The sequence below is a fragment of the Helicobacter sp. TUL genome (assembly GCF_002287135.1).
GTDB lineage: Bacteria > Campylobacterota > Campylobacteria > Campylobacterales > Helicobacteraceae > Helicobacter_F.
Genome location: NZ_NESU01000015.1, coordinates 14,404 through 28,751 on the forward strand (window position 1 = coordinate 14,404; position 14,348 = coordinate 28,751).

Here is a 14,348-nt window from a genome sequence, read left to right on the forward strand (position 1 = left end):
GAATTTATTTCAAGTTACCTTAAACAAACACAAAAATACACAGGATTTTTGGCAAGTTGTGAATTTGTTACTTATAAAGCGGGAATATCAAATTGTATGCCACATATTTGCAGTGTTTTGACAAATTTTGGCAAGATTTCATAAGATTTTGTATGCACATCGTGAAAAAGTATGATTCCGCTACGCCATAAAAGACTAAGGGTAAAGATTCTATCATACATTTCTTGTGGGTTGATGTGTCCCCAATCTTGCGAATCTATATTCCATAGCACTACCTTGCACCCTGAATCTTTTAGCATTTGCAGCAATTGAGTATCGCGTTGTCCATAAGGTGGGCGAAAATAGCACGAGGTATTAGCAGGCTTTTTCCCTAGTGTAGCAACATTTTGGCTTTGGATTGGAGCATTTTTATAAACCTCTGGCTTAGTGTGTGGTATGTGCATATCGCCGTGATAGCCTACTATCATATTTGTGTAGAGTTGTGTTACATCATTTCTTTTGTGTAGATTCTCGCCTAATACAAAAAACATTGCTTGTATATGCAGTGTCTTAAGGAGTGCGATAAGCTTGTCGGTATTGCCACCTTTTGGTGTGGGACCATCATCAAAGGTAAGAATAAAATGCTTATCTTGCAGTGTATCACCTAAAATCTCTTGTTGCTCACAATGTTGTGGCGCGGTGCAATCTTGGTGGGAATCTTGCAAGGGTAAAATCTCGCTTGTAATGCGTGGAAAAAGCGCACTTAGGCGAAGTTGCTCAGCTAGATATTGTGTATAAAATGCACTTGCGCTTTTATACCATGCTTGTAATTGCACTGGAAGATTGTGAGTGGCGTATTGACTAAGTCGCAATACATCTTCCCATTGCATAGTGGTTTTTAGATTCGGAAGAAAATCATAAGGAAGCTTTTGTGTTGCTTGTGTTTGTGCAATTGTCCTAAAATTTGCAAGAATCTTGGCTTGTGTCCTAGATAGATACATACGCATAGAGGACAAGTTTGGGTTTTGGACTTTGGCTTTGATATATGCTTGGAGTGCTGTATCATCGAGATTTTGGAGAGCTTGGAAATGCTGCACAAACACAAGCATCTCCATTTTGGAAGCAAAATCAAAACTAGCCGCAGAATCTATCGGATATATCCAAGTGCTTCTATCGGCTTTGGCTACTTCTATATTGGCACTATATCCTAGTGCAAATCCCCATATTCCCCACCACAGAATACATACTAAAGCTTTCATTTTGGATTTAATGCAATGCATCTTCCATGCGCTTAATGGCATTAATATATACTTTGTTGTTTTTGTGGTTTTGGGCATTTTTGAAATTTTGCAATGCACTTTCGTATTCGCCTTTTTCTTCATAGATTCTAGCGATATTATAATATGAGCTAGCCTTGATTGTGTTGGCGTTTGCACCACTTGCAAGTTCTATAGCTTTGCGATTTGCCCAATTTGCTTCAGCGAGGTTACCAGCCCTTTGATACGCCAAACCAAGGTTTGAGTATGTTTGTCCATCATAAGGATTAAGACTAATAGATTCCATATAGAGATCTATGGCTTTTTGGTAATCTTTTGCGTGGTAGGCTTTTTCACCTTGGTTATTGAGTGTTTTTGCGCGTTGTTTATCGGCTTGAGAAATAGCGCGTTTGTAATCAAGATTGAAATTCTTTGCGATAGTTTCTTCTAATCCTGCGCTAAAATTAGTGCTGCCAGCTTGCGGATCCCCATCATCGATAATGATATTTTTATCGATAATCTTGCCTTCCTCATCAATATAAAAAGGCACCCATATTCTTGCATTTTCTAATCCACTTGGAATTTCAGGCATTGTGTAAGTGCGAACAAGTGAGGATCCTATATATACATAGACTTTGACATTTTTTAGCTTATCAAGTGGTAAAGAATATTTTCCTTTGCTATCTCGGATCTCTTTTTCCCAAGAACTAAAGTTATGGACAAAAAATACATATTTTTTTCCATCTATGCGTTTATTAATCGTGATTGTTTCTGGACCAAATCCATCAGTATCATCGACATCTAAGTTTGCCGCATTACCTTTTTTATGACTGAAATAAATGTGGCTATCTCCGAAATATGCGTGTAAATCCATATCTTTTGGTGCATCAGCCCATTGTAAAACCACACGAATACTATCAAGATTTGTAAGCACAGGGCTCATCGCATAGACAAAGCCATTACAAGGGCATTTAACCGCCATACTCGCATATCCGTCTTTTTTGAGAATCATCATAACATCTGCACTATCATTGCCAAATGGTGTAGGAAGTGTAGCGATACCACTAGAGTTTGTTTTGGTTTTTATAGAAGATTCACCACTTTTTTGGAATGTAACTTCCACATCACTAAGTGTTTTACCTTTGATTGTTGCATCAAGCACACTGACACTTGTATCAGCAAACACTACATATGTGCATAACGCCATAAGCATTAGTAATTTTTTCATCGCAAGATCCTTAAGGCTTAAGATTTTGAGTTTTGGTCCTAATATATAGTTTTGGACGCTAACATCGATTTGAGTATATCGAGTTAAAGCTTAATTTTAGGTTTTTCTAACATGGTGTTTATTATAATGCCGCGTTTCTTAGAAGTATTTTGCAATAAAAGGATTTTCAATGGGAAGAGCGTTTGAATATCGTAGGGCAGCCAAGGAAAAACGATGGGATAAAATGAGTAAGATTTTTCCAAAACTTGCCAAGGCAATCACCGTGGCTGCCAAAGAAGGTGGCAGTGATCCGGCGATGAATGCTAAATTGCGGACTGCGATAGCCAATGCCAAGGCACAAAATATGCCAAAGGATAATATTGATGCGGCAATCAAACGCGCCAGTGGCAAAGATGGACAATTTAGTGAAATCACCTATGAGGGAAAAGCTGCTAATGGGGTGTTGATTTTTATCGAATGCACAACAGATAATCCCACACGCACAATAGCAAATATTAAAAGCTATTTTAATAAAACTCCGGGTAGTCAAATCGTGCCAAATGGTTCATTAGAATTTATGTTTGCGCGCAAAAGTATTTTTGTTTTGGCTAAGCCAGATTCTATGAATGTGCAAGATTTGGAGTTAGAGCTTATTGATTATGGGTTAGAGGAGCTTGAAGAGAATGAGGGAGGAGAGATTGTTGTATATGGGGATTATAAAGATTTTGGGAGACTAAATGAGGGTTTTGAAAAATTAGAAATTCCCCTTATAAAAGCCACCTTGCAGAGAATCCCAACAAGCCCTATTACGCTTACAGAAGAGCAAATTATTGAAGCAGAGAAATTGCTTGATAAGATAGAAGAAGATGATGATGTGCAAGCGGTTTATACCAATATCCAATAGCACGATAAGTGTCATATAAAATTTTAGGACTAATACAATGAAAATAAAATACAGCATATGTATGGCTTTGGTTTGTGGCTTTGGGCTTTGTGCGCAAGATTCTATAGAATCTACGCGCGATAACGGCTTTTTTTATACTGGTGGTATGGAGCTGTATAACAAAAATGCGACTACACTTGCAGGAAGTTTTCCAAACAATACTTATGGGTATGCATTGGGACAGCTTAATGTAGGATATAAGCATAATGGCTTTGAAATAGTGCTAGGTGGTGCAGGTGCAGGATTGACACATGATTCTACAAAAGGCTTAGCGTTTAATCATGTCGGCTATTGGAGTGGTTATCGCAACGATCTTGTTGGCTCACAAGCAAATGCGCACAATATCTTTGTGCATAACGCGTATATGCGCTATGAAGATGAGAACATAGACATTAAGCTTGGAAGATTCAAACAAGAAAATGATGATTGGATTGATGCGTATGTCGAGGGCATGAATGCTATTGTGCGTGCAGGTGGTTTTCATCTAAAGCTTTTTTGCACAAGTGGAATTGCCTTTGCAGGTGGTGGGTGGTTTATGGATTATGAGCGTCTGTTTTCAACCTATGGGATTTTAAATGCCGAGGTAGGCTATGCAAATGAACATGTAAAGTTTGATACATATGTGTATTATGGTGATCGTGAATACATCGCACCAGGTGCTAATCTTGAAATTTATGCTGGAGATTCTGATATGCTTGGATCTACCACCAAGCTTACTGCGCTTTTTCCTATACACAATAAGGGGATAAATAGCCTTGGCAGACATTATTTTGCAAATTTTGGTGATGGGGATTCATCGGGGTTTAGTGCGTCACTTGTGGCACGGCAAGATTTTGATTTTTTACGCCATTATAATGTCTCACTTGCCGTATATAAAAATATAGGTAATGCCAATGCACGTATGGGACAACCAGGCAACCCACTTGGATTCTATACACTTGATAATAGCGTGTATAGCACAGGTCCTGCGCTCAATGCCTTTTTGGCACCTGATGCGTTTAGTGCGCTGTTTTTTAGTAATGTCGCATTAGGAGCAACAAAAGCTGGAAATTTTGTTTTTGGGCTTGATGGACGATACACTACCGCACCAAGCGCTAGAGAGCACGCACTAAAACTACATGTAGATTGGGAGATAGATTCTCATCTTACATTAGGATTGATAGCGACTTATTATATTTCTACGCCTCTAGAAGCTGGTGTATGGGCATTAAATGGCGAGAGCTATGAAGTTGGTAAAGCGCTAGATAGAAGTTATGTGATCTCACAGATTAATTACAATTTTTAGGTGGTTGCATGGATACACAATCTCTCCCAAATATTCACGCATTTTTACAGACATTGGGTGCGTATAGCGGTAAGGTTATTAAGCCTCTTAAAGATTTTGGCGTGGGAGCTACACACAAGAGGGCGTTAAGTTTTGGGCTTTTTGCGCCTTTGGCACAAGAGATCTTAGAGCGCGCTAAGGTTACTCAAGGGATTATCTTGCACCCATTTTTTTTCGAGGATACACACAATATCTATCGCTATGAAATTGGCACAGAATCTGGCGTGAGTGCATTATTGGGATTAGAATGTGAGAGCTTGGCAGAATTTGTTGCGGAGTTAGACATCGGCTATATCGTTAATGAAAGTAGTTTGTGCGATGAGGAAGTAACACACATACAAGATTTTGTGCGAAGTGGTGGTGCGCTTATTTTGGGGCGTGATTTATATTTGCATACGCAGAGCGTGTTTATTGCACAGATTCTAGGAAGCGTGGCAAAAGAGAGAAATATAGAAATTTTTATGCAAGATCTCTCGCACCCTTATGAGACATCTACAGCTATAGATATACGAGATTCACTCGATTGTGCCATTTTAGAGGAATTGCCAGAAAATAATGGTGCATTTGCGTATGTGTGTTTAGAATCTGAAATGCCAGAGGCATTTGGTGCTAAGCAAAGTGCTATGCAAGAGCTTTTTGCACCAGAGAGCTTTAAGGCTATTTTAAAAATCAAAACACAAGGTGTGTATCCTATAAAATTGATGAGCGCAATGGATACACAATCTGTAGAAAACAAAGAATATCAAGTGTCTTTTTGCCCTGCTATAAGAGGCACGATAGGTTGCTTGTCCAAAGCACAGGTATTGCAATATCCATTTGTGCGTATCCTTGCTCCTTAGGGTTTTGGTTTTTGTGGTAGCAAAATCGCACCATTTAAGCAAAACCTTGTAATATTTTTGTATAATTGCAAGCTTAAAATTCATTCAAAGGTTGTGAGAATGTCAAGAAAATGTATATTTACAGGCAAAGGTCCAATGGTTGGCAATAATGTAAGCCATGCAAACAACAAAACAAAAAAGCGTTCCTTACCAAATTTGCGTAGAGTGAGAATTAAGCTAGAGGATGGCACAAGTGTGCGTGTTCGTGTGGCTGCTTCGACACTACGCACAATGAGAAAAAAATCTTAAGAGAGGATTCTCTACACCTTGGCTAAGGTAAAAAAAAATTCGCACACAAAGATTCAACAAAGACCCGATATTAGCTTGAGTGCTGAACTTTATCAGCAGCTTAAGCCTTTTAGAATCCCCCTTATACTCCTTCAATTCTTTATCGTTTTTGGCACAATAGGATATCTTGTCCTAGAAGATTATGATTTAATGCAGGCTTTCTTTCAAACGACATATACTTTTACCAACACAGGTTTTGGCGCACTCAAAGAGCGAGATTTTGGCACAATTACAATTATTTTTACAACTATACTTATGGTGTGTGGTGCTGGTATTGTTACCTTTAGTGTTGCCTTTACTATTAGCATTTTTAACAATAGCACGCTTATTTCGCTTATCAAGGAGCAAAATATGATCTACAAAATTAGTCGCTTACGCAATCATTATGTGATTTGTTATCACAACAAACACACAATCGAGCTTACTAAGCAGTTTCGAGAATCTCAAATTCCCTTTGTGGTGGTTGATAATGCACCAAACTTTGAGCAAGAGGCGCGCTTACACAAATATCCTTATTATATTATGGGTGATCCACACACGCAAGTTGCGATGCTAAAAACACATCTCTCATCGGCAAAAGGCATTGTCACTTTCTCACCAAATATTACAGAAAATATCGCACTAATCGCGAGTGTAAGGCTATTTGAAAAAGAATTGGGACGCAAACCTTATTATGTTATTGCCAATGCTAGCACACAAGAAGAAATTGATAAACTAAAAAAATTAGGTTGTGATTTTGTCGTATCTGCCTCCAAGCTTCTTGCGCAGAGAATCTCGGCTATGGCGATTAGACCAGATATGGAAAATCTTTTGGAGCAATTTTTATATAAGCGCGATACTAAGCTTGATTTGGAGGAAATCATCGTGCCAAAATATAGTTGGCTTGTATTACGAAAGCTTAAAGATGCGCATTTTAGAGATGTAACCAATGTGTCAGTTGTGGCTATTACGCAAAAAGATGGTAAATTTATCACAATGCCAACAGGAGATGTGGTTGTAACAAGTGAATGTAAAATGCTTCTTATAGGGACTTCTGAAGGTATAAGAATGACAAAGCGCTTGATTATGAGAAAACAAAAACCTAGAGAGGTGGATTATGTCTAAACATTATAATGTATATCCTATAGATGGTGGTGTGTGTGCACCAAATGGATTTTTGGCTGATGGCGTTGCAGCTGGACTTAAAAAAGATAATGCGCTTGATATGGCGTTTATTTGTGCAAAAGAGGGCTTTAATGTGCATACGCTTTTTACGAGTAACACATTTGCTGCTGCGCCTATTGTGCATTTTAGACAATATGTGGAAGGAAAGCAGAGCAATTTTATTCTTATCACGACAAAAAATGCCAATGCGATGACAGGAAAAGCGGGTGTGCAAGATATATGTGAGATTTTGGACGCTTTAAAAAAGCGATTTAGTTGGGTTACAAATCCTATTATGTCAAGCACTGGTGTTATTGGTGTGCGTTTGCCAAAAGAACAAATTATACAGGCTTTTGAAAAATTTAGTTTTGAATCTAGCAAGGATTCACATAAGCGCGCTAGTGATGCAATCCGAACCACAGATGCTTTTAGCAAAGAAATTGCCTTGGAAGTTGAGCTAGAAAATGGCAAATGTTTTAGGATTGGTGCTATGGCAAAGGGCGCAGGTATGATTGCACCATCTTTGGCAACAATGCTTTGTTTTATCACTACAGACGCACCCATTCCTGCAGAACACGCACAAAAACTTCTCCAACAATATGCTAAGAAAAATTTTGATGCTATTAGTGTCGATGGGGATATGAGCACCAATGATTCTGTATTTTTGCTCTCTAGCGGGAAAAGTGAGGCATACGATGAGGAAGCCTTTGGTATGGCATTAGATACGATCACGCATAAACTTGCTCTTGATATGGTGCGTGATGGCGAGGGTGCAAGTAGGGTTGTAGCCTTTGAAGTAAAGGGTGCTCGTGATGAGGCACAGGCACGATGTGCTGCCAAAGCCCTTAGTAATTCTTTGCTTGTGAAAACGGCAATTTTTGGTGGTGATCCAAATTGGGGGCGTATCGCTTCGACTATAGGTGCTAGTGGAGTAGAAGCGCGCGAAGAATTACTAAGTATTAGCATTGGTAGCGTGTTAGTGTATGATAAGGGTGATATTGTTTTTACTCCAGAGGTAGAGGCTAAGGCACACAAGGCTATGGAATCTGCGGAATTTAGAATCGTATGTGATTTAGGAATTGCACAAGGTGCGTATGTGAGCTATGGCTGTGATTTGGGACATAAATATGTGGAGATAAATTCAGATTATCGATCTTGACACATAAAAAATGGTGCAAAACTTGCTTATATTGCATATATATAAATAAGGAGTAAGATTGCTACGGGTTTTTGTGTGCTGTGCATTCATTGTTGTGGGAATTGGTAATGCGCTTGAGGTGAGCATTAATTATGGTAAGCAAAATAATGCGCATTTTTCTGTTCTAAATCTCCAGCACGATGAACCTTTTGAGTGTCAAGCTCTTAGCAATACCTATGGCGAAACGACAAGGATTGTATGCGTTATTAAACAAACTCCTACGGCTAGTTTTTCGCCTACAAGCACGATTTTTTTTAAGTTTTGGAATCGCGTCATAGATGGGGAATTTTACCTGTATATTGAGCCAAATTTTTCTGCCAAGCTTTTTAATACCTACATAGATTTGCGTGATGAAGTAGCCATTCCCAAAGAGCGTCCCAAAAAATCCAAAAAATGGCAAGTTGTGGGGTATAAAGATCATTTTCCTTTTCTTTCATCAAGCAATGCTCCTGTAGATGGTTTAAATTTCCCTGTGCGCATTGCGCAAGGTGAAGAAAATTTTGTCCAAGCGCTTGATATTAATCGCACACCTTTAGAGTTTGAAGAAGGGCAAGATTTTACCTATTATCTTGCGATTCAAGATTTGATGAAAAATGCCTTGTATTTTGATGCGATAAAAATGATTGATGAGACATTGCGCACATTTCCCGAGAGTATTTTTGTCAAAGATTTGATGTATTATCGCCTTAAGGTGCTTCAAGAACTCGATCCACAAGAAAATGCTGATGCCATTATCGATATGGGGACTAAATGGGTCAAACGCTATCCGACAGATATGTATATCCCAGAGGTTTTGTATTATATAGGAAACGCGTATAATGATATTCGCTTTGGATCAGAATCTAAGTATTTTTTTGACCGCTTAATTAGTGAATATCCTAACTCGCGTTTTGCACCCCTAGCAAAAATGCAGCTTGCTAAAAATTATTATGGACTTTCAGATTCTCCTACTGCTATGCGACTTTTTGTGCAAGCCTATCAGGAGGCAAAGGATCTTGATAGTGCGAGTATGATTGCACTCAATTGGAGTGAATTTTATATAGAATCTGGCAAAAAACAAGATGCACAAAAACTTATCGATACGCTTTTATCAGCATATCCACAATTTTTGGGAGAAAATATTACAAAAACATATAATTTTATTGCGCTACTTGCCGAAAATGAAATGTGGGAGAGCGCGGCTAAAATGAGTGAAATGCTTTTTGCACAGCTACATGATGATATGGTGCTTGCGCGTGATGAGGTGCTAAATAAGGCTGCATTGTATTATCAAAATGCCAACCAATATGAGAAAGCACACGAACTCAATGAGCTTTTTATGCAAGAGTTTCCTAATAAAGCACAGGCTCAAGAAGTCAAAGAGCGTGATGATAAGATGCTCTTTTTTGTGGGTGTAGATGATGATGATGCGAAAAAAATTGAGCGCTATGACTATCTCATACAAAAATACCCAAATACAGATATTGCCCAAAAAGCCACAGAATTAAAATCCCAAATTCTCTTCTCGCAAGGGCGATATAATGAGCTTTTGGGCACACAAGATCAAGAATTAGCCCAAAAAAGCTATTTTGCATTAATCCGTAAGGCTATAGAATCTAAAGATTGTCCAAAAATTGTGGAGTATTTTGCGCATTATCCAAAAGATAAATTTAGCGATGAGCAGAATCTAGTAGCATTTACATGTTTGTATGATGTGTCGCTTAATAAAGAAGCCCAAGAGCTTATAGAAGGTATGGCACAAGCACAAAGTGATACGCGTAAAAAGTTAGAGATTCTCTATTATGAGGCAAAAAATCTCGATAAATTGGGTATGGTAAAACAAGCCACGCTTGCTAGTCGCGACGCGCTGTCATTGGCACAGGGGTTAGGAGAGAGTAGGCGTTATGACATTGGCTTTGTGTTGTTTAAAAATCTCATAGCTCTAGGGAATCTTGATGAGGCGCGTGAGGTTTATACATTTTTGCATAAACATATTGGCGATGATGTGCGTATGATTGATGTGGATTTGGAACTGCTAAAATCTGCCCAAACTCAAAAAGAAGAAACTTCTATTGAATTATATGCGCGTGATATTTTGCGTTTACAACGCCTCCATAAGAGCAGCAATGGGACACCATATGTGGAATTAGCCCTTGGGCAATCATATATGCGACTTGGGGCGTGGCAGGATTCTAATGCGATTTTAGGTGAGCTTTTGCAAAAAGATATTACACCATCTACTCGCGCACAGGTTTTGTATTTGCAAGGATCAAATTATAAAAATGCTAGTGATCTTACACATGCCAAAGAGAGTTTTGAATCTTGTCAGAAACTCCAAGGCGCTGGGGTAGATGTGTGGCAAAATCTCTGTGTTGAAAGCCTAAAGCTTTTAAACTAGCAAAGACAACCTAACGATAAAAATTTTGGATAATATTGTGTAATAAAGAAGTGGAAATACCCCTCACACATAAAAAATACGAGGGGAAGCGTGAAAGATAGTTATTTTGTGCGATCTTGTTTGCGAAGCTCTTTAATACGTGCTGCTTTACCACTGCGAGTGCGCAAGTAATAAAGTTTAGCTCTTCTTACGCGTCCGATACGCAATACTTGAATGGAATCTAAACTTTCACTATAAAGTGGGAATGTTTTTTCTACACCTATGTTGTTAGCACCCATTTTGCGCACGCTAAAGGTTCGATCTACACCATTACCCCTAATAGCGATACATACACCCTCAAAATTTTGGATTCTGCTTTTATCGCCTTCTTGAATCTTAATGCCTAGTCTTATGGTATCTCCAGCCTTGAATTGCGGAACTTTTTTGTCGCCAATCTGTGCTTTTTGGAAGCTCTCGATATATCTATTTTTCATACCTAATCCTTAGATGTCAAAAATTATTTCTTTGCTACCGCGAGATGTGTGCGAAACAAATCGGGTCGAAAATATTGCGTTTTGCAACTTGCCAAAGAATGTTTTAAACCTGCGATTTTATTATGGTTTCCCTTTGAATACTCTGAAGGGATTGCAAATTTTTGTAAATTTTTGATTTTTTTTTCAAAACTTGATGTGTTTTTTGCAAAGTTTGGGGCTTCGAGCAGATGAGATTCAAAGCTTTCGCCTTTGAGTGAATCTGCATTGCCAAGCACATTTGGAATCTGTCGTGCGATACTATCTGCAAGACATAAGGCTCCAAGCTCCCCGCCAGTGAGGATATAATCTCCTATGCTAAATACCTCATCGCCAAAACATTCTATCAATCGCTCATCAAAGCCCTCATAACGACCACATACAAAGCTAATATGAGGTTTTTTGGCAAGTCGTGCAGCATCATTTTGTTTAAATGGCTTGCCACAAGGACTAAGAAATATAATATGGGAATTTCGTGCCTCCCATAGCGCATAGGCTAGAGATTCAAACATAAGCACTTGTCCTGCTCCACCGCTTATGGGTGGATTATCGACTGCTTGGTATGTATTTGTTGCAAATTCGCGAAAATTTATACATTCAATGTCTATAAGCTCGTGTTTTCGCGCTCGTTTCAGGATAGAATCTTCAAAATAAGGCAAGATAAGCTGTGGAAAGAGTGTAAAAAAACTAAATTTCATTAACTACTTTCCAAAATTTCACGCGCATTTTGCGTGTAAATGCATTTTTGCGCAATATCAGTTTGGATAATGAAACGATCGATGTAGGGTAAAAGAAAAGTTTTTGGGAGTTTGTGTGTTGTTATAAGATGAGGATTAGTGCTTATGAGCATATAGTCTGTGTTGCCTATGCGCTCAATCTCTTGGACTTTGCCTAATGAAATTTGGGATTCTATAATGTCACAACCAATAATATCAAACCAAAAAAATTCATCGTCTTTTAAAATACAATCTTGCCGACTTTGCTCTATGGTCGCATACAATATATGGTTTGTAAGTGCTTTTGCTATTTCTTGTGTTGTGATGTCGCGAAATTGAATTTTTGCATAATCTTTATTAGGGAGTGGTGTATAAGATTGCACAATGACAGATGAATAGATTCTGTGGGAAGTGTAGTATGGCTTATCCTTTGCTATGCTCGTGGGAAAGTCGGTTTGCACAAAAAGACGCAAACTCCCATCAAATCCGATGGTGCGTCCGATTTTGCCTATTTGTATGAGATTATTGGTTGATTGCTTGGATAAAGATTTTGTAGTTTTGTCCATCTTTGGCTTTTGCTCCCGAAATAAGTGTTTTGAGAGAGCCTATCATTCTACCTTCTTTACCAATGAGTCGCCCAAGATCATCAGAATGAGCCAAAACACATATTTCTCGTGTTATACTTCCGTCTTCTTCTGTGATATCTCGACTTGAGACACCGATACATTCAGGTTTTGTAGCGAGTTTTTTGGTATATGTTTCTACGAACTTTTCTATCATTACAAATTCTTACAATATGCCTAAAGATATGTAGTTATTTGCTTGTGAGTTTGCTCACGCGATCGCTCATTTTTGCTCCCACACCTTTCCAGTATTCTAGTCTTTGTGCATCAAATTTTACAACTGCAGGTTGTGCAAGAGGATTATAATAACCAAGAGATTCTATCCAACCACCATCGCGTTTTTTGCGAGAATCTGTTACTACAATGCGATAAAAAGGTTTCTTTTTGCGTCCCATTTTGGTTAAGCGAATTACTGTTGCCATTGGCTCTCCTTTTGTGTTTGTATAGCGAATCTTAATTTGTGTATTTACAAAAAGGCGGATTATACGCTATGTTTGCTTAAATTGTTTTGATATTACTTTGGAAATCGTGCATTTCCTAGCATACTCATAAGTTCTTGCATACCGCCTTTTTGACCCATCTTTTTTGCCATTTTGGCAGCATTATCAAATTGTTTGATAATACGATTGATACTTGCGACATCAAGACCGCTCCCTTGTGCTATTCTTTTGCGTCTTGACCCATTGAGGATATCAGGGTTTGCGCGCTCTTTTGGTGTCATAGAATTGACCATTGCACGGATATTTTTAATTTCTTGAGAGTTATCCAAATCCACATTTTTTAGGGCACTTGCCATATTGCCAAGTCCTGGAATCATCGAAACAATCGAACTCATAGAACCAAGCTTTTTGATATTTTCTATTTGGCTAAGAAAATCTTCAAACCCAAATTGTCCTTTTTTGAGTTTTTTGGTAATGTCTTTGGCTTCTTTTTGGGTGATAATAGTGGCAGTTTTTTCAGCCAAAGATTCTATATCTCCTGCCCCCATAAGGCGTGAAATAATGCGATCTGGCAAGAAAAGATCTAAATCTGCTACTTTTTCGCCATTTCCGATAAAACGCAATGGCACACCAATTTGATACGCTATACTTAAGGCAATACCACCTTTAGAATCGCTATCAAATTTTGTCAAAATCACGCCATCAATACCAATCTTTTCATCAAAATACGCCGCACTTTTAACCCCATCTTGTCCTACAAGAGAATCTGCTACATAAAAGCATTCTGTGGGCGCGATATGTTTTTTGATTGCAGCAAGTTCATTCATAAGCTCTTCATCAATACTAAGGCGTCCAGCCGTATCCACAAGCAAAACATCATAATGTCCGCTTATAGCCTTTTGTTTGGCTTCTTGTGCGACTTGCAGTGGCGTTTGTGAGTTATTAGTGGGAGCAAATACATCAATTTCTATGCTTGCTCCTAGTTGCTTTAGTTGCTCCACTGCAGCTAATCTTTGCAAGTCACACGCAGCCAAAAGCACCTTTTTGCCTCTAGCCTTAAGATAATTGCCTAGTTTTGCGATGGTGGTAGTTTTACCGCTCCCTTGTAATCCCATCATAAGCACGATTGTAGGTGGTGTAGGCGCAAAGGTAAAGCCATAATGCCTAGAGGTTTTTAGGATATTTTGCAAACTTTCTTGCAAGGCATGTGTGAAATTTTGTTTGCCAATGCCTTTTGCTTTTGTGTTTTGCTCAACTTGTGTGAGAATCTCTTTGGCAACCTTATGATGCACATCATTGCGCAGTAGGATTTTTTTGAGCTCTTCTAGCGCACCTTTTAGTGCTCTTTCATCATCGCTAAAGCGGATTTTGTTTGTTATGTTTTTGAATGATTGGGTAAGTGTGTCAAACACGCTAACTCCTTAGGTATTAAAAAGTGTTAGGAGTTGGAATTGTATAAAAAAAATA

Annotated in this window: 15 protein-coding genes; 7 read left to right on the forward strand and 8 right to left on the reverse strand. The window is 38.5% G+C overall.

The window, feature by feature from the left end:
* Nucleotides 1-71: 71 nt before the first annotated feature.
* Both B9T66_RS07210 and B9T66_RS07215 read right to left on the reverse strand, forming a co-directional pair.
* Nucleotides 72-1,259 (reverse strand): polysaccharide deacetylase family protein, encoded by a 1,188-nt coding sequence (locus tag B9T66_RS07210; protein ID WP_180763368.1) that lies wholly within the window; start codon nucleotides 1,257-1,259, stop codon nucleotides 72-74.
* Nucleotides 1,246-2,463, reverse strand: a complete 1,218-nt coding sequence (locus B9T66_RS07215) for a tetratricopeptide repeat protein (RefSeq protein ID WP_095628303.1) — start codon at nucleotides 2,461-2,463, stop codon at nucleotides 1,246-1,248. Before B9T66_RS07215 ends, B9T66_RS07210 begins: the two co-directional genes overlap by 14 nt.
* A gap of 169 nt (nucleotides 2,464-2,632) precedes the next feature.
* Between B9T66_RS07215 and B9T66_RS07220 the strand changes: the two genes are divergently transcribed.
* From B9T66_RS07220 to B9T66_RS09395, 7 genes are all read left to right on the forward strand, one after another.
* Entirely contained in the window at nucleotides 2,633-3,346 is a 714-nt protein-coding gene (locus B9T66_RS07220; protein WP_095628304.1) for a YebC/PmpR family DNA-binding transcriptional regulator, read from the forward strand.
* Nucleotides 3,347-3,383: 37 nt separating this feature from the next.
* Nucleotides 3,384-4,670 (forward strand): outer membrane family protein, encoded by a 1,287-nt coding sequence (locus tag B9T66_RS07225; RefSeq protein WP_095628305.1) that lies wholly within the window; start codon nucleotides 3,384-3,386, stop codon nucleotides 4,668-4,670.
* An 8-nt stretch (nucleotides 4,671-4,678) separates the two neighbouring features.
* Nucleotides 4,679-5,548 (forward strand): hypothetical protein, encoded by an 870-nt coding sequence (locus tag B9T66_RS07230; protein WP_095628306.1) that lies wholly within the window; start codon nucleotides 4,679-4,681, stop codon nucleotides 5,546-5,548.
* A 99-nt stretch (nucleotides 5,549-5,647) separates the two neighbouring features.
* Nucleotides 5,648-5,836, forward strand: a complete 189-nt coding sequence (rpmB, locus tag B9T66_RS07235) for a 50S ribosomal protein L28 (RefSeq protein ID WP_095628307.1) — start codon at nucleotides 5,648-5,650, stop codon at nucleotides 5,834-5,836.
* An 18-nt stretch (nucleotides 5,837-5,854) separates the two neighbouring features.
* Nucleotides 5,855-6,979: a potassium channel family protein gene (locus B9T66_RS07240; RefSeq protein WP_095628308.1), complete on the forward strand. Its 1,125-nt coding sequence runs from the start codon at nucleotides 5,855-5,857 to the stop codon at nucleotides 6,977-6,979.
* The gene (gene argJ / locus B9T66_RS07245; protein WP_095628309.1) at nucleotides 6,972-8,177 is read left to right on the forward strand and encodes a bifunctional glutamate N-acetyltransferase/amino-acid acetyltransferase ArgJ; all 1,206 of its coding nucleotides are present in this window, start codon (nucleotides 6,972-6,974) and stop codon (nucleotides 8,175-8,177) included. The genes B9T66_RS07240 and argJ overlap by 8 nt, the downstream gene beginning before the upstream one ends.
* 58 nt (nucleotides 8,178-8,235) lie before the next feature.
* Nucleotides 8,236-10,593, forward strand: a complete 2,358-nt coding sequence (locus B9T66_RS09395; protein WP_095628310.1) for a tetratricopeptide repeat protein — start codon at nucleotides 8,236-8,238, stop codon at nucleotides 10,591-10,593.
* A 101-nt stretch (nucleotides 10,594-10,694) separates the two neighbouring features.
* Here the strand turns inward: B9T66_RS09395 and rplS are convergent, their stop codons facing one another.
* The 6 genes from rplS to ffh all read right to left on the reverse strand — a co-directional run bounded on the left by rplS (nucleotide 10,695) and on the right by ffh (nucleotide 14,293).
* Nucleotides 10,695-11,066, reverse strand: coding sequence for a 50S ribosomal protein L19 (rplS, locus tag B9T66_RS07255; RefSeq protein WP_095628311.1), 372 nt, complete (start codon nucleotides 11,064-11,066; stop codon nucleotides 10,695-10,697).
* 23 nt (nucleotides 11,067-11,089) lie between these two features.
* On the reverse strand, nucleotides 11,090-11,800 hold the full coding sequence (gene trmD / locus B9T66_RS07260; RefSeq protein ID WP_095628312.1) for a tRNA (guanosine(37)-N1)-methyltransferase TrmD: 711 nt from the start codon (nucleotides 11,798-11,800) through the stop codon (nucleotides 11,090-11,092).
* Entirely contained in the window at nucleotides 11,800-12,384 is a 585-nt protein-coding gene (gene rimM / locus B9T66_RS07265; RefSeq protein ID WP_095628313.1) for a ribosome maturation factor RimM, read from the reverse strand. The genes trmD and rimM overlap by 1 nt, the downstream gene beginning before the upstream one ends.
* On the reverse strand, nucleotides 12,341-12,598 hold the full coding sequence (locus tag B9T66_RS07270) for a KH domain-containing protein (RefSeq protein ID WP_095628314.1): 258 nt from the start codon (nucleotides 12,596-12,598) through the stop codon (nucleotides 12,341-12,343). The genes rimM and B9T66_RS07270 overlap by 44 nt, the downstream gene beginning before the upstream one ends.
* A gap of 34 nt (nucleotides 12,599-12,632) precedes the next feature.
* Nucleotides 12,633-12,863 (reverse strand): 30S ribosomal protein S16, encoded by a 231-nt coding sequence (gene rpsP / locus B9T66_RS07275; RefSeq protein WP_095628315.1) that lies wholly within the window; start codon nucleotides 12,861-12,863, stop codon nucleotides 12,633-12,635.
* 92 nt (nucleotides 12,864-12,955) lie between these two features.
* Nucleotides 12,956-14,293, reverse strand: a complete 1,338-nt coding sequence (ffh, locus tag B9T66_RS07280; protein WP_095628316.1) for a signal recognition particle protein — start codon at nucleotides 14,291-14,293, stop codon at nucleotides 12,956-12,958.
* Nucleotides 14,294-14,348: the final 55 nt, after the last annotated feature.

Bases quoted from the DNA above. Each gene is read 5' to 3' on its own strand.
- B9T66_RS07225 (WP_095628305.1), top strand. From the start codon at position 3,384: ATGAAAATAAAATACAGCATATGTATGGCTTTGGTTTGTGGCTTTGGG.
- trmD (WP_095628312.1), bottom strand. From the start codon at position 11,800: ATGAAATTTAGTTTTTTTACACTCTTTCCACAGCTTATCTTGCCTTAT.
- B9T66_RS07220 (WP_095628304.1), top strand. From the start codon at position 2,633: ATGGGAAGAGCGTTTGAATATCGTAGGGCAGCCAAGGAAAAACGATGG.
- rplS (WP_095628311.1), bottom strand. From the start codon at position 11,066: ATGAAAAATAGATATATCGAGAGCTTCCAAAAAGCACAGATTGGCGAC.
- rpmB (WP_095628307.1), top strand. From the start codon at position 5,648: ATGTCAAGAAAATGTATATTTACAGGCAAAGGTCCAATGGTTGGCAAT.
- argJ (WP_095628309.1), top strand. From the start codon at position 6,972: ATGTCTAAACATTATAATGTATATCCTATAGATGGTGGTGTGTGTGCA.
- rpsP (WP_095628315.1), bottom strand. From the start codon at position 12,863: ATGGCAACAGTAATTCGCTTAACCAAAATGGGACGCAAAAAGAAACCT.
- B9T66_RS07215 (WP_095628303.1), bottom strand. From the start codon at position 2,463: ATGAAAAAATTACTAATGCTTATGGCGTTATGCACATATGTAGTGTTT.
- B9T66_RS07230 (WP_095628306.1), top strand. From the start codon at position 4,679: ATGGATACACAATCTCTCCCAAATATTCACGCATTTTTACAGACATTG.
- rimM (WP_095628313.1), bottom strand. From the start codon at position 12,384: ATGGACAAAACTACAAAATCTTTATCCAAGCAATCAACCAATAATCTC.
- B9T66_RS07270 (WP_095628314.1), bottom strand. From the start codon at position 12,598: ATGATAGAAAAGTTCGTAGAAACATATACCAAAAAACTCGCTACAAAA.
- B9T66_RS07210 (WP_180763368.1), bottom strand. From the start codon at position 1,259: ATGCATTGCATTAAATCCAAAATGAAAGCTTTAGTATGTATTCTGTGG.